This window comes from Zhongshania sp. (assembly GCF_047636175.1).
Taxonomy (GTDB): domain Bacteria; phylum Pseudomonadota; class Gammaproteobacteria; order Pseudomonadales; family Spongiibacteraceae; genus Spongiibacter.
Genome location: NZ_JBLIKC010000034.1, coordinates 1 through 17,613, shown reverse-complemented (window position 1 = coordinate 17,613; position 17,613 = coordinate 1). Strand labels below are relative to the sequence as shown.

The 17,613-nt window shown below is 49.0% G+C and carries 14 protein-coding genes; 4 read left to right on the top strand and 10 right to left on the bottom strand.

Features of this window, described 5'->3' with window-relative positions; all coding sequences use genetic code 11:
- Nucleotides 1–46 precede the first annotated feature (46 nt).
- Nucleotides 47–505 carry a DUF4124 domain-containing protein gene (locus ACI955_RS15865; RefSeq protein WP_415244720.1) on the top strand — a complete coding sequence of 153 codons (459 nt, stop codon included), beginning with the start codon at nt 47–49 and terminating at the stop codon, nt 503–505.
- On the opposite strand, the gene ACI955_RS15860 is transcribed toward ACI955_RS15865, so the two are convergent.
- The 7 genes from ACI955_RS15860 to rluD form a co-directional block, all read right to left on the bottom strand.
- Entirely contained in the window at nt 502–1,590 is a 1,089-nt protein-coding gene (locus tag ACI955_RS15860) for a HupE/UreJ family protein (protein ID WP_415244719.1), read from the bottom strand. The two genes, ACI955_RS15865 and ACI955_RS15860, sit on opposite strands and share 4 nt — an antisense overlap.
- Nucleotides 1,587–2,723, bottom strand: a complete 1,137-nt coding sequence (locus ACI955_RS15855) for a tetratricopeptide repeat protein (RefSeq protein WP_415244718.1) — start codon at nt 2,721–2,723, stop codon at nt 1,587–1,589. Before ACI955_RS15855 ends, ACI955_RS15860 begins: the two co-directional genes overlap by 4 nt.
- Nucleotides 2,707–2,937 carry a hypothetical protein gene (locus ACI955_RS15850; protein WP_415244717.1) on the bottom strand — a complete coding sequence of 77 codons (231 nt, stop codon included), beginning with the start codon at nt 2,935–2,937 and terminating at the stop codon, nt 2,707–2,709. The genes ACI955_RS15855 and ACI955_RS15850 overlap by 17 nt, the downstream gene beginning before the upstream one ends.
- 10 nt (nt 2,938–2,947) lie before the next feature.
- Nucleotides 2,948–4,531, bottom strand: a complete 1,584-nt coding sequence (locus tag ACI955_RS15845; protein ID WP_415244716.1) for a DUF4331 domain-containing protein — start codon at nt 4,529–4,531, stop codon at nt 2,948–2,950.
- Nucleotides 4,532–4,676: 145 nt separating this feature from the next.
- Nucleotides 4,677–7,265 (bottom strand): ATP-dependent chaperone ClpB, encoded by a 2,589-nt coding sequence (gene clpB / locus ACI955_RS15840; RefSeq protein WP_415244715.1) that lies wholly within the window; start codon nt 7,263–7,265, stop codon nt 4,677–4,679.
- 121 nt (nt 7,266–7,386) lie between these two features.
- Nucleotides 7,387–8,163, bottom strand: coding sequence for a peptidoglycan editing factor PgeF (gene pgeF, locus ACI955_RS15835; RefSeq protein WP_415244714.1), 777 nt, complete (start codon nt 8,161–8,163; stop codon nt 7,387–7,389).
- A 47-nt stretch (nt 8,164–8,210) separates the two neighbouring features.
- Entirely contained in the window at nt 8,211–9,167 is a 957-nt protein-coding gene (rluD, locus tag ACI955_RS15830; protein WP_415244713.1) for a 23S rRNA pseudouridine(1911/1915/1917) synthase RluD, read from the bottom strand.
- A 96-nt stretch (nt 9,168–9,263) separates the two neighbouring features.
- Here rluD and ACI955_RS15825 point away from each other — a divergent pair, with 96 nt between their 5' ends.
- The gene (locus ACI955_RS15825) at nt 9,264–10,130 is read left to right on the top strand and encodes an outer membrane protein assembly factor BamD (protein WP_415244712.1); all 867 of its coding nucleotides are present in this window, start codon (nt 9,264–9,266) and stop codon (nt 10,128–10,130) included.
- Nucleotides 10,131–10,220: 90 nt separating this feature from the next.
- On the opposite strand, the gene ACI955_RS15820 is transcribed toward ACI955_RS15825, so the two are convergent.
- Both ACI955_RS15820 and ACI955_RS15815 read right to left on the bottom strand, forming a co-directional pair.
- A complete protein-coding gene (locus ACI955_RS15820; RefSeq protein ID WP_415244711.1) occupies nt 10,221–11,825 on the bottom strand; it encodes an FAD-dependent oxidoreductase in 1,605 nt (534 codons plus the stop codon).
- Nucleotides 11,826–11,997: 172 nt separating this feature from the next.
- Entirely contained in the window at nt 11,998–13,626 is a 1,629-nt protein-coding gene (locus tag ACI955_RS15815) for an NAD+ synthase (RefSeq protein ID WP_415244710.1), read from the bottom strand.
- A gap of 148 nt (nt 13,627–13,774) precedes the next feature.
- On the opposite strand from ACI955_RS15815, the gene ACI955_RS15810 reads away from it, so the two are divergent.
- Together ACI955_RS15810 and ACI955_RS15805 are read left to right on the top strand one after the other, a co-directional pair.
- The gene (locus ACI955_RS15810) at nt 13,775–15,364 is read left to right on the top strand and encodes a sensor histidine kinase (RefSeq protein ID WP_415244709.1); all 1,590 of its coding nucleotides are present in this window, start codon (nt 13,775–13,777) and stop codon (nt 15,362–15,364) included.
- Nucleotides 15,365–15,391: 27 nt separating this feature from the next.
- Nucleotides 15,392–16,765 carry a sigma-54-dependent transcriptional regulator gene (locus ACI955_RS15805; protein ID WP_415244708.1) on the top strand — a complete coding sequence of 458 codons (1,374 nt, stop codon included), beginning with the start codon at nt 15,392–15,394 and terminating at the stop codon, nt 16,763–16,765.
- A 411-nt stretch (nt 16,766–17,176) separates the two neighbouring features.
- Here ACI955_RS15805 and ACI955_RS15800 read toward each other — a convergent pair.
- Nucleotides 17,177–17,613: type IV pilin protein (locus ACI955_RS15800; protein ID WP_415244707.1), on the bottom strand; the 437-nt coding region annotated here is incomplete at its 5' end.

Sequence of the window (17,613 nt, the reverse complement as noted above, 5' to 3'; positions counted from 1 at the left end):
CATAATCTAAGTCATTCACCACTTACTAGTACGGTCATTTTCAACCATGAAAAATACTGCCCTAACAATTGCACTTTGCTCTGGTCTTCTGGTTTGCAGCTTCGGAGTCAACGCAGATAAAACAGGTTACTACCGCTGGTCCGACAAAGACGGTAAGCAGCACTTCTCACAGCAGCCACCCCAAGGCCGACCCTACGAATTTGTGAAAACTGGCAGCGGTGCGACCATGAGCGGTGGTGGTGATGACGCCTCCGTCGAGGTCCCGTATTCCAGTAACGACGCAGATAATAATAACAATGAAGCACCACCTGAGAAAATGGAAATTATTCCTCCGAAAGACCCAGCGCTGTGTGCAAAGGCAAAAGCGAATATTGATTCACTTAGAGCTAACGGAGCCAGAATTCGCATCACCAATGCCGACGGTACTAGCCGCATGCTAAACACAGAAGAAATCAAACAGCAGGGAAACCGGGCACTAGAGGTGATTAAACTTAATTGCAATTAGATTCGCTGGGCAGCCATATATAGTCCGCTGGCAGCTAGCGATAAACCCGCAGCAGGAAATACCCAGCGCTGATAATGGGCTTCCGCGCTCCACCGATATAGCAAGGGGAGAACAATAAGCACCAATAGCAACTGAGCGAGTTCAATGCCGACATTAAAACTCCCCAGAGCCATTAACTTCAGGGAACTGGCCGCCAGCAGATCAGACAACACACCCGCAAAACCAAAGCCATGAATTAGCCCCACACCCATTGCCAAGCCCCGCTGAAAACGATAATCAACGTCCATCAATGCCAACACGGCGGCCAAACTGATTGATAACGCAATGGCAATTTCCACGGGTTGTGACGGGAAACTAAACCAACCCAAACTCGCCGCCACCAAGGTAAAACTATGGGCCAAAGTAAACATGGTGACGACCAAGGCAACATCGGTAAATACCTTCCCCAACGGCAAGTGAACTCCGTTCTTTCTTAGTCGCGTTACCGGTAGTAGCAAGGCCAGTAAAAACAGCATGTGGTCATAGCCCAACAGCAAATGCACCGCGCCTTGCCAAACGAATACTTCGGCAGTTTCTAGCGCAGACACCCGCTCGCCTAATTTCGCCGTGTTGCTGGATGGGGATAGCACGCTAAGTTGCTTTTCACCGCTTAAATCGCTCACCAACAGCGCGCGGTGCAGGGGATCGACATCAAATAATAAAGAATAGCTGAGTTGCACCGCCGGTTGCGCCAAGCATTTGGAGCGAATCAGCCACACCCCATAGGGCCCGTCACTATGATCGCTAAGCCCCGCTAATTTAATGGCTAAGGGACAGGATTCACCGCCACTGCTAATTGAGATTCGCTGCGCTAACAACTGCGAAAATACGGTCTCGGCAGCGCGAAGCTCACCCCACTCGAGCTGTGAATCATTATTCAAATCCAATGACTGGATTCGCTGCATATCCTGCAGAGCGATGTCTAAACGTATTTGATCTGCGGTGATATACATAAAACTATCACTAGCCTTGTGAGCCAACACAGAGCGAGGAAAAACCGCCAATAAGCCCATTAGCAATACAAGCAGCACGATACGAGACTTCATTGTGCAGCCCCGATTTTAAGTGCTTCACGCGCGCGTTTTAGAATAAGCGCATCGGGCCATTCTCGTTGATGCGCCCAGTTGTCTTCCGCCATTTCCAGGGCGGCTTCCGGATTCTTTTCAATATCTAGTAAAAATTGCGCGTAGGCGCGCTTATGTAAAATCTCGCCGCGCCAGAGGGCTTCATCAAAGCGCTCCCGCAACATTTTCGTCAGCGTAGTGCTATTACCTAAATATGTCTGGGCGATAGCACTGGACACCGCCAGCGCATCAACCGACAGATAGTCTTCGGTTAGCGGTATTACCTGCTGATAACTACCCTGTGCAAGCAGCGCTTCAGCGAGGCGCGCGCGAGTATAAAGATTGTCGCGATTCAGTTGTAAGGCAAGTTGCCACAGGGCAACCACGTTGTCGCGACCATCACGCTCGGCAATATCGGCCAAGGTGCCGCTTGCCCATATCAAAGCGCGACGATCACTTAAGACCCCAAACTCGCCCATTGCCTGCTTAAGATCCCGGTAGGCGATTTGCGGACCCACTAAGGCCTGGAGCTGTTGCTTACAGCTGGCCGCGTAAAGATTATTCTCGAAATTCTTGAGTGCCGCGCACGAACCCTCAGCGGCGGGGTAATCACCGCTTACAAAGTTAATCGTAAATCGCATCATCAGCGATTCTAGGGAATCGCCCTTTAAATCCGAAATCCTATTCAAGTCCGCCACTGCTTCGTCAAACATATGGAGACTTTGCTTGAGTGACGCTCGGAAGAAATAAAATCTTACATTGCGATTATTAGCGGGAATTATGGCGAGCTCGCGCTCCGCATCACCTAAATAGCGCGGATTAGCAGTATTCCTAAAGGATTTTAGGGCCTGCTCAACGACGTCCAAATGCTCTTGTGGTGTTCTTGAATTTAAAGGCAGCAATGCCGAAGACGAGGTAAGCCGAAAAACTACTGCCGCATCATCACTGGGCTGAAAGATATCGGGCCCTTTTATAGACGCCGCCGACAAGTGGCAACTAAACAATCCACAATTTATAATAAGTAGTACGCGAAAAAAAATAGCGCGGCGATGAAACCATCGCTGCGCTAAATTTTGGGCCTTTAAAAGACCCGTTAAATTACAGGCTATTGACATCGATCGGGTCAAAACTGTCCGTAATATTTTTGTCGTTTACTGATACTGGTTCGGCATTAGCGTCTTGCAGCAAGACCGATGTAAGCAACTGACTGGCAGCTATCGGCTTGTCACCGCCACCTGCCGCTCGTCCATCGTACTTACTGTCGTTGTTACACGCTGCTACGCCGAGAGCTAAACTCAGAAACAGGCCGCATTTAATGATGGTATTCATAAACGCCTCCTTATCTGTTAGTCGTTGCAACACCAGCGAAAGGTGTATTTAGGTATGGGAATACTGTCAGGTAATCACTTGTCACTGGCAAGGCACCATCGTTTACAACCGTACCGGGGTTAGCAACTACTGGAGAAGAACCACTTAAGTCACAGGTTTGAAGGCCATTAACACCCAATAATGCACCCTCAGCAACAGTAAGGGCAATATCTACCACGTCATCTGTTACTCGACGTCCATTAGGGAAACCAGCCAAATCACAGCCTAGAAAACCAAGATCGCTATAGCCGCTCGCTCCTGGAACCACAGTTCCTATTGCCGTGTTTAAGCGAAGCATTTCACCAGGCGTAGTCAAATTAGCCGGAGAGGTAAACTTAAAGTTAGCAGGCGTATCATTGGGGCCAGTCGTTAAACCAGTTACAAAGGCCGCTAGCAAATCAGTACGACCACCTTCTGGCATTGGCGCTGGCACACCAAACAATACTTCTACAATGGTTGGCAGCGTCGGAAACAGCACATATGTAGCGAAGTTTGCAACGTCATCCTTGGGCTCACTAGCATTAAATTTGTCTTTATCGGTGATACCAATAACTACTTCATTAACTAATGGGCTACCCAAACGAGAGACCTGTGTCCATGCACCCAACTCTACTGATGGGCCTTTACCTGATGCATTATCAGTTGGACCAGCCGGTGATGGGTTAAGAACCCGACCTTGACGCTTGCTCGCCGTTGTCCAACCGCCAACCACGGTATCGTCACCGCTAGTTAAACAACTTGCTGGCACTTCTAAAGCCAAGGAAGTCACGTTTTTATCGTCGATGGTATTTCTACGTGAATCACGCGCACCGAGAGGATTAAGGTTAACTTGGTCAAAAATCTCGCCCAAATTCACCACAAAGCCTTCGCGGCGCTGACCCACAAATAAACGACCCGGGGTAGCGCAACCCGGCACGGCCACTTCATAAATGAACTGGTTGGCATAAGCGTTGTAATCGGGAATCGTCAAGGCACCGATGTTATCCACGGGCTTGGTAAATGTACTGCTACTGCCGCCTGATTCAGTAACTGCGCTGCTACTGCCGGTGCGGCGATCACCGCTCACCACATTAACAGTATAGGTTTCGACCACGTTAAGCAGTCCGGTTTGACCGCCCACTACATCCGCAGGTCCAAAAGCCGCTAAGGGCACCTGAACATCACTGCCAGCGCCGGTATCAATACCGCCGTCGCGAATTAGGCCAGATAAATTAGCTTGGCCGTAGGCGTTATTAAATTCGAATTGAAAGGTTAAATCTTCGACTGCATCGCCATCGTTGTCGATATGGATTTCATAAAGTGCGGTGGGATCCATTGTAAAGTAGTTGGGACCACCGTAAGAATCTTGCAGCGGCTGGTAATTAGCAATCAGAGTAACAAAGTCGCCCCGGCCTTCTTCATAGCTGCGAAACATATAAAAATCAGTGCCATCAACCTTGGGCGAACCAGCGATAAACGGCGCTTCTCGGTGACTTGATGCAACTGCAAATTGTCCTATAACACTTGCACTGAGTAGTGACAGCGCAAGCACCTGCCCCCTTTTAGATAATTTCATAGTGATACCTCGGTTATTACTTATGGAACGCCGTGTACGCTGCCAAAACAAATACCGATCACTAAAAAAAATTATCTACACGCCCAACATCAAGCTATTACTTTAAATATTACTTTAGCTATTACTTTAAGTATTACTTTCGCTATTACTGTAAACGTGGCGTGGTGAATACAATGTTTTCACCGTCAACCGTCGCCGTAATAGTCTGCCCAGGGCTGAACTCACCCTTCAGTAATCGCTGTGCGAGTGGGTTCTCAAAACGCTGCTGAATAGCGCGTTTCAAAGGTCTTGCGCCGTAAACTGGATCAAAGCCAACATCGGCCAAGCGGCTCATCGCCTCATCACTCACTTCTAAACGCAATTCTCTTTCGGCGAGCCGTTGATTAAGTATTCCTATTTGAATACTGGCAATAGCCCGAACTTGAGCTCTGTCTAAGGGCTCGAACACAACTAGCTCATCGATGCGGTTAATAAACTCAGGTCGAAAGTGGCCAGACACCACATTCAAAACGGTCTCTCTCATTTTATCGTAACCGCTCGCTGCCAATGTCATCTCTTGAATCACATCTGAGCCCAAGTTCGATGTCATCACAATCACAGTATTGCGAAAATCTACTGTTCTACCCTGGCCATCCGTAAGACGACCATCATCTAAAACCTGCAATAAAATATTAAAAACATCGGGATGGGCTTTCTCCACCTCATCCAACAACAGCAAAGAATATGGACGACGGCGTACCGCTTCAGTTAAGTAACCACCCTCTTCATAACCGACATAACCTGGAGGCGCACCGATAAGTCTCGCGACAGAATGTTTCTCCATAAACTCCGACATGTCGATACGTATCATGGCGTCTTCACTGTCGTAAAGAAACATCGACAAGGCTTTACAAAGCTCTGTTTTACCGACACCCGTTGGCCCCAAGAACAAGAACGATCCGTTTGGTCTATTGGGGTCACTCAAACCAGCACGAGAGCGCCTTACCGCATTTGATACTGCGTCAACCGCCTCACTTTGACCAATCACACGGCGGTGCAACTCATCTTCCATGCGCAGTAATTTATCGCGTTCGCCTTCCAACATTTTACTGATCGGAATACCGGTCCAGCGAGACACCACTTCAGCAACCTCTTCTTCGGTTACCTTATTGCGCAGCAGCTGCATTTCGCCATGATCTACCGCATCGGCATCGAGGAGTTTTTTCTCTAATCCCGGAATCACCCCGTACTGCAATTCTGACATGCGCGTCAGATCTCCCGCGCGGCGGGCGTTATCAATATCTAATTTGGCTTTCTCAAGGTCCACCTTAATTTGCGCAGACCCTTGCAACGCAGCTTTTTCACCCTTCCAAATTTCTTCTAAATCTGAAAATTCTTTACCAACTTTATCAATATCTAAATTTAATTTATCTAACTGTTTACGCGCCGCGTCATCATCCTCTTTCTTTACGGCCTCCCGCTGTATTTTTAATTGAATTAAGCGTCGTTCAAGCTTATCCATGACTTCGGGCTTAGAATCAATTTCCATACGAATACGGCTTGCCGCTTCATCTATTAAATCGATGGCTTTATCAGGTAACTGACGATCAGTAATGTAACGCTGTGATAATTTAGTCGCGGCAATAATAGCCGCGTCGGTAATATCAACACTGTGGTGGACTTCATAGCGCTCTTTTAAACCACGCAAAATCGCAATCGTATCTTCTTCAGATGGCTCCTCGACTAACACCTTCTGAAAGCGGCGTTCTAGTGCCGAGTCTTTTTCAATAGACTGACGATATTCATTTAAGGTTGTCGCACCAACGCAATGCAACTCGCCCCGCGCCAGCGCAGGCTTCAACATATTACCGGCATCCATCGCACCTTCGGCCTTACCTGCGCCAACCATGGTATGTAATTCGTCGATAAATAAAATAACCCGGCCTTCTTCTTTACCAAGTTCATTCAATACCGCTTTTAAGCGTTCTTCGAAATCACCGCGGAATTTAGCGCCTGCTAACAGCGCGGCCAAATCTAGGGAAAGCACACGCTTACCCTTTAAGCCTTCGGGTACTTCACCATTAATTATTCGCTGCGCTAAACCCTCAACAATTGCGGTTTTACCAACCCCAGGCTCACCAATTAGAACCGGATTGTTTTTTGTTCTACGCTGCAAGACCTGGATGGTGCGCCGAATTTCGTCATCGCGACCTATCACCGGATCTAACTTTCCCAATGCCGCTAGCTCGGTTAGGTCTACCGTATATTTATCAAGTGCTTGCCGCGACTCTTCTGCTGAGGCGTCATTGACAGACTGGCCACCGCGAACTTTATCGATGGCTGCCAGTAAGGCAGGTTTAGCGACACCATTGTCAGTGATCAACTTTGCGGCCTCACCGCCAACTTCAAGCATCGCTAGTAAAATTAATTCGCTGGAGATATAGCTGTCTTGGCGCTGCTGCGAAATCTTATCGCTTATATTAAAAATCTTGGCTAAGGTTTGAGATACGTGGACATCGCCACCAGCACCTTGCACCGTTGGCAAACGACTCAACTCAGTCGCCACCGCTTGCTCCAATGCCGGAATATTAGCGCCAGCCTGAGTCAACAGGGGTCTCGTACTGGCGCCTTGCTGTTTTAGCAATGCAGACAGCAAATGGACAGCTTCGATATATTGATGATCCTTACCTAGCGCTATGGATTGCGCGTCGGCAAGTGCAGTTTGTAAAGAATTAGTAAAACGATCAGCACGCATATCGGGCTCTCCCAAAAGATCACGAATAGGCAAAGTGATACTTCGCCGTCCCTGAACTTTAAATGGGGTGCTAACTGAACAATTTCAAGCAGAATAGCTAAGGAGATACCGCTATAAATAATTAGCGACGATAAATAAGACTGACTTGGCGACCGGTTTGGCCATCGCGCCGAAAGGAATAAAAACGATCGGCATCAGCATAGGTACACAGATCTCCTCCACCGACCCAGGCCACGCCTAGGTTTTGCAGCTGACATTGGGCGAGGGCACTAATATCAGCATAAAAATATTCAGCCTTATAGGCAGAGGGTCTAAAAGCATTCTCAATTTGAGCCTTAGACACGCCGCTAAATCCCTTTAAGAAAGCCCGATACACCTCTGGGCCAACCTCAAAATGCGCCTGTGATATCGCCGGCCCTATCCAGGCCATCAATTCCTGTGGGGGAGAATTAAAAGCCGTCACGGTATTGACCAAGACACCGGCGCACAAGCCTCTCCAACCCGCATGAGCCGCAGCAACCTCACCACCGTCTATGCGACAAAACAGGACGGGGATACAATCGGCGGTTAACACCGCACACCCTAGCCCCTTGGCTTGGGTAATGCTGGCATCCGCGCAAACTGGCGCCGCACTGACACCGGAGACCTCACAAACCTCAACGCCATGCACTTGCTGCAGCCACACAATGGAATCTAATTTATCGCAGGCTGCGAGTACGGCCGCTCGATTCTTTGCAACGCTTAAAAGTGAGTCATCGACATGATCGCCGAGATTAAAGTGGGAGTATGCCCCGGAACTAGCGCCCGTATAATCCGGCAGCCCCATGCGGGTAGTCGCTAGTGCAACCACATTTGCGGGTGCAGGCCAATTAGGGACTATAAGATCATAACTTGTCATTACTGTGTGGGCTCCAGTCTCGCTCGATACCACCGCGCAAAAATAATCTAGCGAACATCTTCCGTCGACAGAACAGCCAACAAAGCCTTCATATCACTAGGAAGGGGCACCTCCCAAGACATGGTATCGCCAGTGATGGGGTGCTCCAGTTCCAATTTACGGGCATGGAGTGCCTGACGGTCAAAGCCCCGCAGGGTATTAATCAGCAATTCGGTTGCGCCTTTAGGCAAGCGCGGACGTCCGGCATATAGCGGGTCACCCAATAAGGGGTATTTTATGTATGCCATATGCACCCTAATTTGGTGGGTGCGGCCAGTTTCTAAGAAACAGCGGATATGGGTGTGATTAAGAAAGCGACGCGTTACCCGATAATGGGTCACGGCATCTTTGCCACCAATTTGCGATACTGCCATCTTGGTGCGATGGCGGGGATGACGCCCCATAGGCTCTTCCACCGTGCCGCCGCCGGTCATGGTGCCAAACACCACGGCATCGTACTCACGGTGTACTTCTCGCGACTGCAACTGCGAAACCAAGCTAGTATGAGCTTCCACGGTTTTAGCGGCAATCATCAAGCCGGTGGTATCCCGGTCGAGACGATGAACAATACCCGCTCGCGGCACTTTATCGATTTCAGGGTAATGATTTAGCAGGGCGTTCAGCAAAGTACCGTCGGGATTACCTGCACCGGGATGAACAACCAGCCCCGCTGGCTTGTTAATGACGATAACATAATCATCTTCGTAGACAATATCCAAATCGATGGGCTCAGCCACCGAGCGCACCTCAACCTGTAATTCCGCCTTTAAACACAGGGTTTCGCCGTCCACAACCTTGTCGCGGGTACGCCTAAGTTCACCGCTAACAGTGAGTTCGCCGCTTTTTATCCAGGTTTGTAATCGAGAGCGGGAGTACTCTGGGAACAACTGCGCCGCCACCTGGTCAAAACGACCACCATTGTGTGCTTCGGGGACGATTTCCTGTCGATCAATAATCTCGGTCATATGTGATTCTTTATACCATCTGCGCGCTGTGTTTAAATAGCAGGCCCTCGCTTTGGCAAGGGGTCGTTGGGATATTCCGCTATTTGGAAAAATTACATGAAAGCTGTCGTTAAGGTCTTTACACTACTATTTATTACCGTTTTGGTCGCCGGCTGTGCTGGTAAACCAGACCGCCCCGATTTATCTGAACGGGAAATATACGAAACCGCGCAAGGCTACCTGAAAAGCAAGAACTTTGCATTGGCTGTTGATAATTTGCAGCTACTGGAAAGCCGCTATCCGTTTGGTCCTTACGCTGAACAAGCGCAACTAGAAATCGTTTACGCCCACTACCGCCGTGGCGATAATGACGCTGCTGTTGCCGCTGCAGATCGCTTTATTCGTCTACACCCGCGACATGAAAAAGTCGACTACGCCTATTATATGCGTGGCCTCGCAAACTATACCGATGGCGAAGGCTTCTTGGAGCGCTTTATTCCCACCGATATGACCCAGCGTGATCCCGGCTCGACTATTCAGTCGTTTGACGACTTCCGCCAGTTGCTCCAACGCTTCCCTGACAGCGAATACACTGACGACGCCAAAGCGCGGATGATTCAGTTGCGCAACCGCTTAGCTCGTTACGAAATCAATGTCGCTAATTACTACTTCAAGCGCAAAGCCTATTTGGCCGCGGCTAATCGTGGTCGCTACGTAATTGAAAACTTGCCACAAACACCGGCAACACCCGATGCACTGGCGGTTATGGTTCAGGCATATTTGCTATTGGGCATGGAAGATCTAGCCGAACAGCCGCTAACGGTATTGCGTAAAAACTTCCCTGACCATCCTTCACTTGATAAAAAGGGCAACTTTATCAGCCAGGTCGGAATTGATCAGGAAGGCTCGGTGATAAATAAGGCGACTCTCGGTTTATTTGACCGCTACGACCCACCCAAATTTGATAACCGCGAACAGGAATAACACTCCGGTCGAATAGCGTTAAATCAAAAAGGCAGCTTAGGCTGCCTTTTTTGTGCCCACTCCCTATCTAACGCAAGCTAGACACCATGACTATGCGGTCGCCGCAATGTATTCCTGCAATTTTGCATCGGCCTCATCGCCGAATAAAATTTCGCAAGCTTCTTTCAAACCCGGTGCATTGATGATGTCATCACGACGCACCACCAGAGAAATCTTAGATCTGCGACGTAAAAAATCCTCCAGCTTAGTAATCATCTCTCTTCGCGCCGCATGCTCTATCTCGCAGCGCAGATATTCAGCATTTTCAATTAGTAACTCAGCGCTACTGGGGTCCTCGCGAATCATCTCTAACATCTCTAGTGCGCTGCGACCATAACGCCGCCACAAACGCTGCGTTAAGGGCTCTGAAGACGATGCATTCGTCATATCATCAAGCCCCATTAACATGGCTTGATGCATGAACTCTTCTTTTACACTATTGCTAGGTTCGCCGTACCAACGTTTAGCAGGAAAGGGCACAGCGACACCCAACTTAGCAACAATGTCCGACACTTCGTCGCCTACATTCAAGCAGTCGGTGAGCTTACCGCCGAAAATGCTTAAATGCTGATCGTCACTATTAATGTCTATTGCATGCTTACGCGACAGTTTAACCCAGTCAGCGACACCCTCACGTCCCTTTAACGCCAGCGGCCTTACGCCGCAGCGCTCGGCAATCACATCTTCAGGAGTCAGGGGCCGCTCAAGCTTCAATATGGCATTCACATTATCGAGTACGAACTGACGATCTGCTGCGGTCACCTCAACCTCGGGGCTACTCTCCTGAGTATCGGTGGTACCAATACAGGTCTTTGGCCCCATGGGAATCACAAAGAATAGGCGCCCGTCACTGGCAAAAAAGGTAAGGATGCGATGAGTTTCGGAGATCCGGTCAACAATTAAATGAATTCCCTTAGAAAATAAATGCCGGTGCTCGGTGTCTTGACCCGCAAGTTGATTGTGAGTGTCAACATAGGGGCCACAGGCGTTAATCAATACCCGGCTGCGCACCTCAAATATCTCGCCGCTTAGTTTGTCCTGCAACTGGGTATGCCAGAGCCCGCCCCGGCGCTCAGAGCACATAGATTCCACATAATTGGCGGCGATACAACCGTAATTCAAACTGCTGCGAATAAAATTAAACACAAACCGTGCATCGTTGTCGTAGAGATAGCAGTCGGAGTATTCAAAGCCACCCGCTGCCAAGGCAGTATCAATAACGCCATCACGCTTACTCAAACCAGCTGGGCTCAAATATTTGGGTGCGCGGGTGGCAAAGCGGCCAATAATCCAGTAAAGAATGGTGCCGAGGTAGACGATAAAAGGCGGAAAACGAAAGCCTTTTTGGATGGTAGTCAAAAATCGAATTTCTTTTACCGTTGACGGGTAGCTGCGCATTAGGTGATTGCGGCTGCGGCAGAGTTTATCGACCAAAAAGTATTCATGATTCTCTAAATACTTAATACCGCCCCACGCTAAATTAGATGAATTAGAGCTGGTTGAGCCGGCAAAATCACCTCGATCCACTAAAGCGACCTTCACGCCCTTAGCTGCCAATGACGCCGCAGATACTGCGCCATTTATGCCACCACCTAAAATCAATACGTCGAAATAACCATCACGCAGTTTGCTGACATTGTTTGCCCGTAATTCCATTGCGATCCCGATTTTATTTCAGAGGTAGTTAAAGAGTGCATTCTGCTCAGTCATAAAAACGACCACAGACTAGCCATACGAAGCAAAAAACTCGCCGGATTAGCATAAACCGTTTGAATTCACAGTACTGGCAGATGCGACAGCCACGCTTGCCGCAACCATCAGGAAAATCTTAGTCGCCGATAAGCCATTTTTGAGTAATCGGGTAGCGGCGGTCACGCCCGAAGCCGCGCTCGGTGATACGTGTTCCTATAGGCGATTGGCGGCGCTTGTATTCGTTTAAATCAACCAAGCGTAAGACACGATACACCATCTCGCGATCAAAGCCCGCCTCGATAATGGTTTCGGCGCTCTCGTCGTTCTCTATATAGCGTTCCAGTACCTGATCCAAAATATCGTAGGGTGGCAGACTATCCTGATCCTCTTGCCCCGGCGCCAACTCAGCCGATGGCGGCCTATCAATAACCCGCTGCGGAATAACTGGCGACACGGTATTGCGATATCTCGACAACTCAAACACCCGCATTTTAGCAACGTCTTTTAGGACGTCAAAGCCACCGGCCATATCACCGTATAAGGTCGAGTAGCCCACCGCCACTTCACTCTTATTACCGGTAGTGAGCACCAAATAGCCTTTCTTGTTTGATATTGCCATTAACAACACACCCCGGCAGCGAGCTTGCAGGTTTTCTTCTGTTTTGTCCGCAGACATACCCGCGAACTCATCAGCTAAGGCAAGTATAAAACTCTCGTACAAGGCTTCAATCGAGATCACTTTATAGCTCACACCCTGCACCTTGGCTTGGGCTTGGGCATCTTCCATACTCATGGACGCGGTATAGCGGAACGGCATCATCACGGCTTCAACGCGGTCCGCACCCAAGGCATCTACGGCTATTGCCAAAGTCAGCGCCGAATCGATACCACCCGACAAGCCCAAGACCACACCGTTAAAACCATTTTTGTTGACGTAGTCACGCACGCCCAACACCAAGGTCTCGTATATGTCTTCTAATACCGGCCGCAGATCACTAACCTCGCCGTCATCAAAGCGCAAACGGCGACCATCCCAGCGAGCACTCACGCAATTAATGTATTCAACGTAGGCGGGGCTGCGCGCAATTAATTCCCCTTCCTCAGACACCACCATTGAAGCGCCATCGAATACCAGTTCATCCTGGCCACCGACGAGATTGCAATACACCACCGGCATGCCACCCTGCCAAGCGCGTTGCGCTAACAAGGCTTCACGCTCTATCTGTTTGCCAGCATGGAAGGGCGAGGCACTGAGATTTAACATTAACTTGGCCCCTTCTGCTTTGGCGCCGGCCGTCGGTGCATCTTCCCAAACATCCTCACAAATACTAATCGCAGTAGGGACACCAAAAATATCCATCACTAGGGTTTCGCGGCCTTCCTTAAAATAGCGCTTCTCATCAAAAACCCGGTAATTTGGTAAGCATTGCTTATGATATTCATTGACCAGCTTGCCCCCGAAAAACACACCCGCCGCGTTATACAAATAACCATCCGTCGAGCGCGGATAGCCTAATATTACGTAGCATTTGGGCGCATGACTGGCGATGCGCTGCAGCGCGCGCTCAACGCGGTGCGCCAGGCTGGAGCGCAGTAATAAATCTTCAGGCGGATACCCTGTAATCACTAATTCCGGAAACAAAATCAACTGGGGGTCGTGACGCGATACCGCCGTTTCAATGTTGGCAATAATCTTATTTGTATTGCCCTCAATATCTCCGACGACGGGATTTATCTGAGCCATTACGATACGCAGGGAGGTCATTAATACAATTCCATAAATAAAAACGAGGCCATACCCGGTCGTCCCCAGGCAAGCACATGAATACAGCGATCTATTCTAGCAAATAAGCGAGAGTGCATCCCCCACTATGGGCGTATAAACTACGCTTTAGCTAACATCAGGGCACAATATGTTTTTTGCGCAAGACTTCTTCCAACAACGGGCCATAATGCGAGTGTATAGCGCGTATCGGCTTGTTCTAGCAAGCATGATACTGATTGCCTTACTATTTGGGCCAGCAAATTCCACTTTGGGAATTCTTGCACCAAAATGGTTTGCCGTCGCCGTCATCGGCTACACGATCTTCGCCTTTGTGGCCCTGCTAATCCACACCTTGTTTAGCGCCAAATATAGCCAAACCCAGCTATTCTTCGAGTTTTTTGTCGACGTCGGCGTCATCATGCTAATGAGCTATTGCTCTGGCAGCGCCGACTCTGGCCTGCCGCTATTACTCATTGTCACCATCAGCGCCGCCAGTATTACCATGCCCGGGCAGCTAAGCTTAGCCATTGCCGCGCTGGCAACCATATCTGTAATCAGCGAAGTCGCCGCCCACACTTTGAGCGAACGGGTATCTTCCCAACGATTTATTGTTGCAGGCATGACCGGCACCACCTATTTTGCGGCCGCTATTGCCATCCGCTATTTAAGCGCGCGCATCGTTAAAGCCCAGCAATTGGCCGAACACCGTCGTACCGACATAGAGCAGTTGTCGCGAATCAATCAGCGGATTGTGCAGCGCATTCAGACCGGAATAGTCGTGATGACCCAAACCGGGCAAATAAAACTCATCAATGCGGCCGCCACAGAGTTACTCGATATCCCCACCCCCGTCAAAGACAACAACCATTATGTGCCTCATGTGCTGATAGACATGGCCCGCCATCATAAAAACACGACCAAAGTTATCAATATTGGCGCGGGGCATTTAGACGTCCATGTCAACATGAGCATTCTTGAAGAAAATAGTGATAGCCACCGCTTACTCTACCTCGAAGACATCAGTAAAATTAATCAACGAGCACAAAATCTAAAATTGGCTTCGCTAGGCCGCTTTACCGCCAGTATTGCTCATGAGATCCGCAACCCGCTGAGCGCCATAAGCCACGCCGCGCAACTATTAGCAGAAAGCCCTGATTTGAAAGATGCGGATCAGCGCTTTGCGGCCATCATTCACAATCACGCGCTACGTATGAACGACATTATAAAAAATATTCTAGAATTATCGCGCGGTAGAAGCCCAGAGCCGCTGCGCTTTGCACTGAGCTCATGGCTAAAACAATTTCTAGATGACTGGCAACCATCGAACCGTAAACCGCTGGATATTAACGTGGACAGCGCTCTAAAGGATGACGACGTCAATGTCGATCGCAGCCAGCTAGTGCAAATTATTTCTAATATTGCAGAGAATGGTGCACGTCATGGTGCCGAAAATAGTGATAAAGCCATTCTTACTTTTCGCTGCATAAAAAATGCCAGCTCCGGAGCAGTAAGTCTTGATATCATCGACAACGGGTCAGGCATCAAACCCGAAGATGAAGACAAAATATTTGAGCCCTTTTTCACAACACAAAAACAGGGCAACGGCTTGGGACTTTATTTGTGTCGAGAACTTTGTTTAGCCAACCAAATACACATTTATTATCGCCGTACAGAGCGCGGAGAAAGCTGCTTCCGACTGCAATTTTCCCACCCTGACCGCGGCACTATCGCAGACTAAAAAAGAATTTTAAAAGAGTCTAAACAGATGCAAAAAACCGTATTAATTATCGATGACGAACCGGATATTCGAGAACTTCTCGATATCACCATTAGTCGAATGGGCTTGAAAACCATTGCCGTTGGCAACGTTCACGATGCCATACGGGCACTGCAGTCAGACTCCGCAATTAACTTATGTCTAACGGACATAAAATTACCTGATGGCTCCGGTCTAGAAATAGTCCGCCATATCCAACAGTCATCCCCCTGCACCGCGGTCGCGGTGTTAACCGCCTACGGCAGCACCGAGGTGGCAGTCGACGCATTAAAGGCTGGCGCTTTCGACTTCATTAATAAACCGGTTTCAGTAGAGCAACTCCGCAACCTTGTTAAAAGCGCCTTAAAACTTGGCCTCCGCGACACCCAATTTGACGGTAGCAGCAATACTCGACTTCTCGGCGAAACCGCATGCATCGTCACCCTGCGCGAACAGATCATCAAATTATCACGCAGCCAGGCGCCAATTTACATCAGCGGTGAGTCCGGCAGTGGTAAAGAGGTAGTTGCTCGGCTCATTCATGCCAATGGCCCACGCAGCGATGCACCGTTCGTACCCGTAAACTGCGGTGCAATTCCCAGCGAGCTCGTAGAAAGTGAGTTTTTTGGCCACGCCAAAGGCAGCTTTACCGGCGCCTATGACCACAAAGAAGGTCTATTTGAAGCAGCCAATGGCGGCACGCTATTTTTGGATGAAGTGGCTGATCTACCCTTGAATATGCAGGTGAAATTATTACGCGCCATACAAGAAAAAGCGGTTCGGCGAATTGGCTCCAACCAAGAAATATCCGTCGACGTTCGTATACTCAGCGCTACCCACAGAGACTTGAGTAAAGCCGTTACCGCAGAACATTTTCGCAGTGACTTGTTCTATCGAATTAACGTTATTGAAGTACAAGTGCCAAGCTTGCGAGATCGCCGGACAGACATTCCTTTACTCGCGAAATTCATGCTCGATAAAATCGGCAGAGAGTGGGGTTTGATACCTCCGGTCATGAGCGATAAAGCACTGCAAACCCTGTGCGATTATCACTTCCCCGGCAATGTGCGCGAACTAGAAAATATTATTGAGCGCGCGGCTACGCTCTGCGAGAACAGCATCATAAAACCAGATGACTTGTCCCTGCCCTCCGCGCCGACAAATATTGAAGGTGCTAACACGTCGGCAACAACGACAAACGAGTTATCGCATGTGGAGGCCGCCAAGGGCGATATGGAGAGCTATCTTGCAAATATAGAAATGCAGATTATTTCCGATGCACTGGAAGCTAACCGCTGGAATAAAACTGAATCGGCAAAAATGCTTGGGGTGACGTTTAGGCAGTTCCGCTACAAGCTCAAAAAATATCAGCTAGACAATTAAAACCGGCGGCTACCTGAGGCTATTTAGAAAAATAATACATCCGCCGACCACTCATGAGTGGCCTATCGTCATTGGATTTAAAGATCGAATCGTCGTCCCCGCTCAATAGCGAGCAGCGAATTTCTCCATTCAACAAAACCAGTCCTGACATTGTGGTTGACGTCAAGCCACCATCAGATCAAAGCTACTGGTGAGCTGCGCATCAGACGGATAAAATTTTTCTGACGTTATTCCCAGTACCCACTCGGAGCAGCAAACTTAGTAAGAATGATTTCTGTACGCGCAGTGGTAGTAACGGCCTAAGGATAAAAGCATGCAATTGTGATGACTCGCTTTACACTTTAGGAGGGAGTTAGGTCGGTGCCAGCTAAGTCTCGATGACCGGTAGAAACAAATTCAACGAAATCTTAGCTAGCGTCGCCAGCAATCGCTTATGGTTTTTGAAGAACCCATTGGTATATCCGTTATAGCAAGGGACCCTGTTTCATCTAAGGTAAAATCTCCGCAGCCATCGTTTGCCATTAATCCCGCTCGACTGGCCCTGAGTGTGAATGCATTGGCGGAAGCAGAGCTAGACGTAATGGTATAATAGGCTGCGCCATTTTCTGGCACCTTAGTCAAAAATACCGACGGCAAAGTCGAGCCTGCCGAAGTGGTTGTATAGCGCCCATTTGCCGAATAATACCGCTCTAAAGCTTGAGCGGCCGATAGCAGCGCACTACTCGCTTCCGTACGCCGCGACTTAGCCACTTGCTCTTGATAGGAGGGATAGGCGACAGAAGCCAAAATACCGATTATCACTACAGTAATCATAAGCTCTATTAAACTAAAGCCTCGCTTAGAATGTA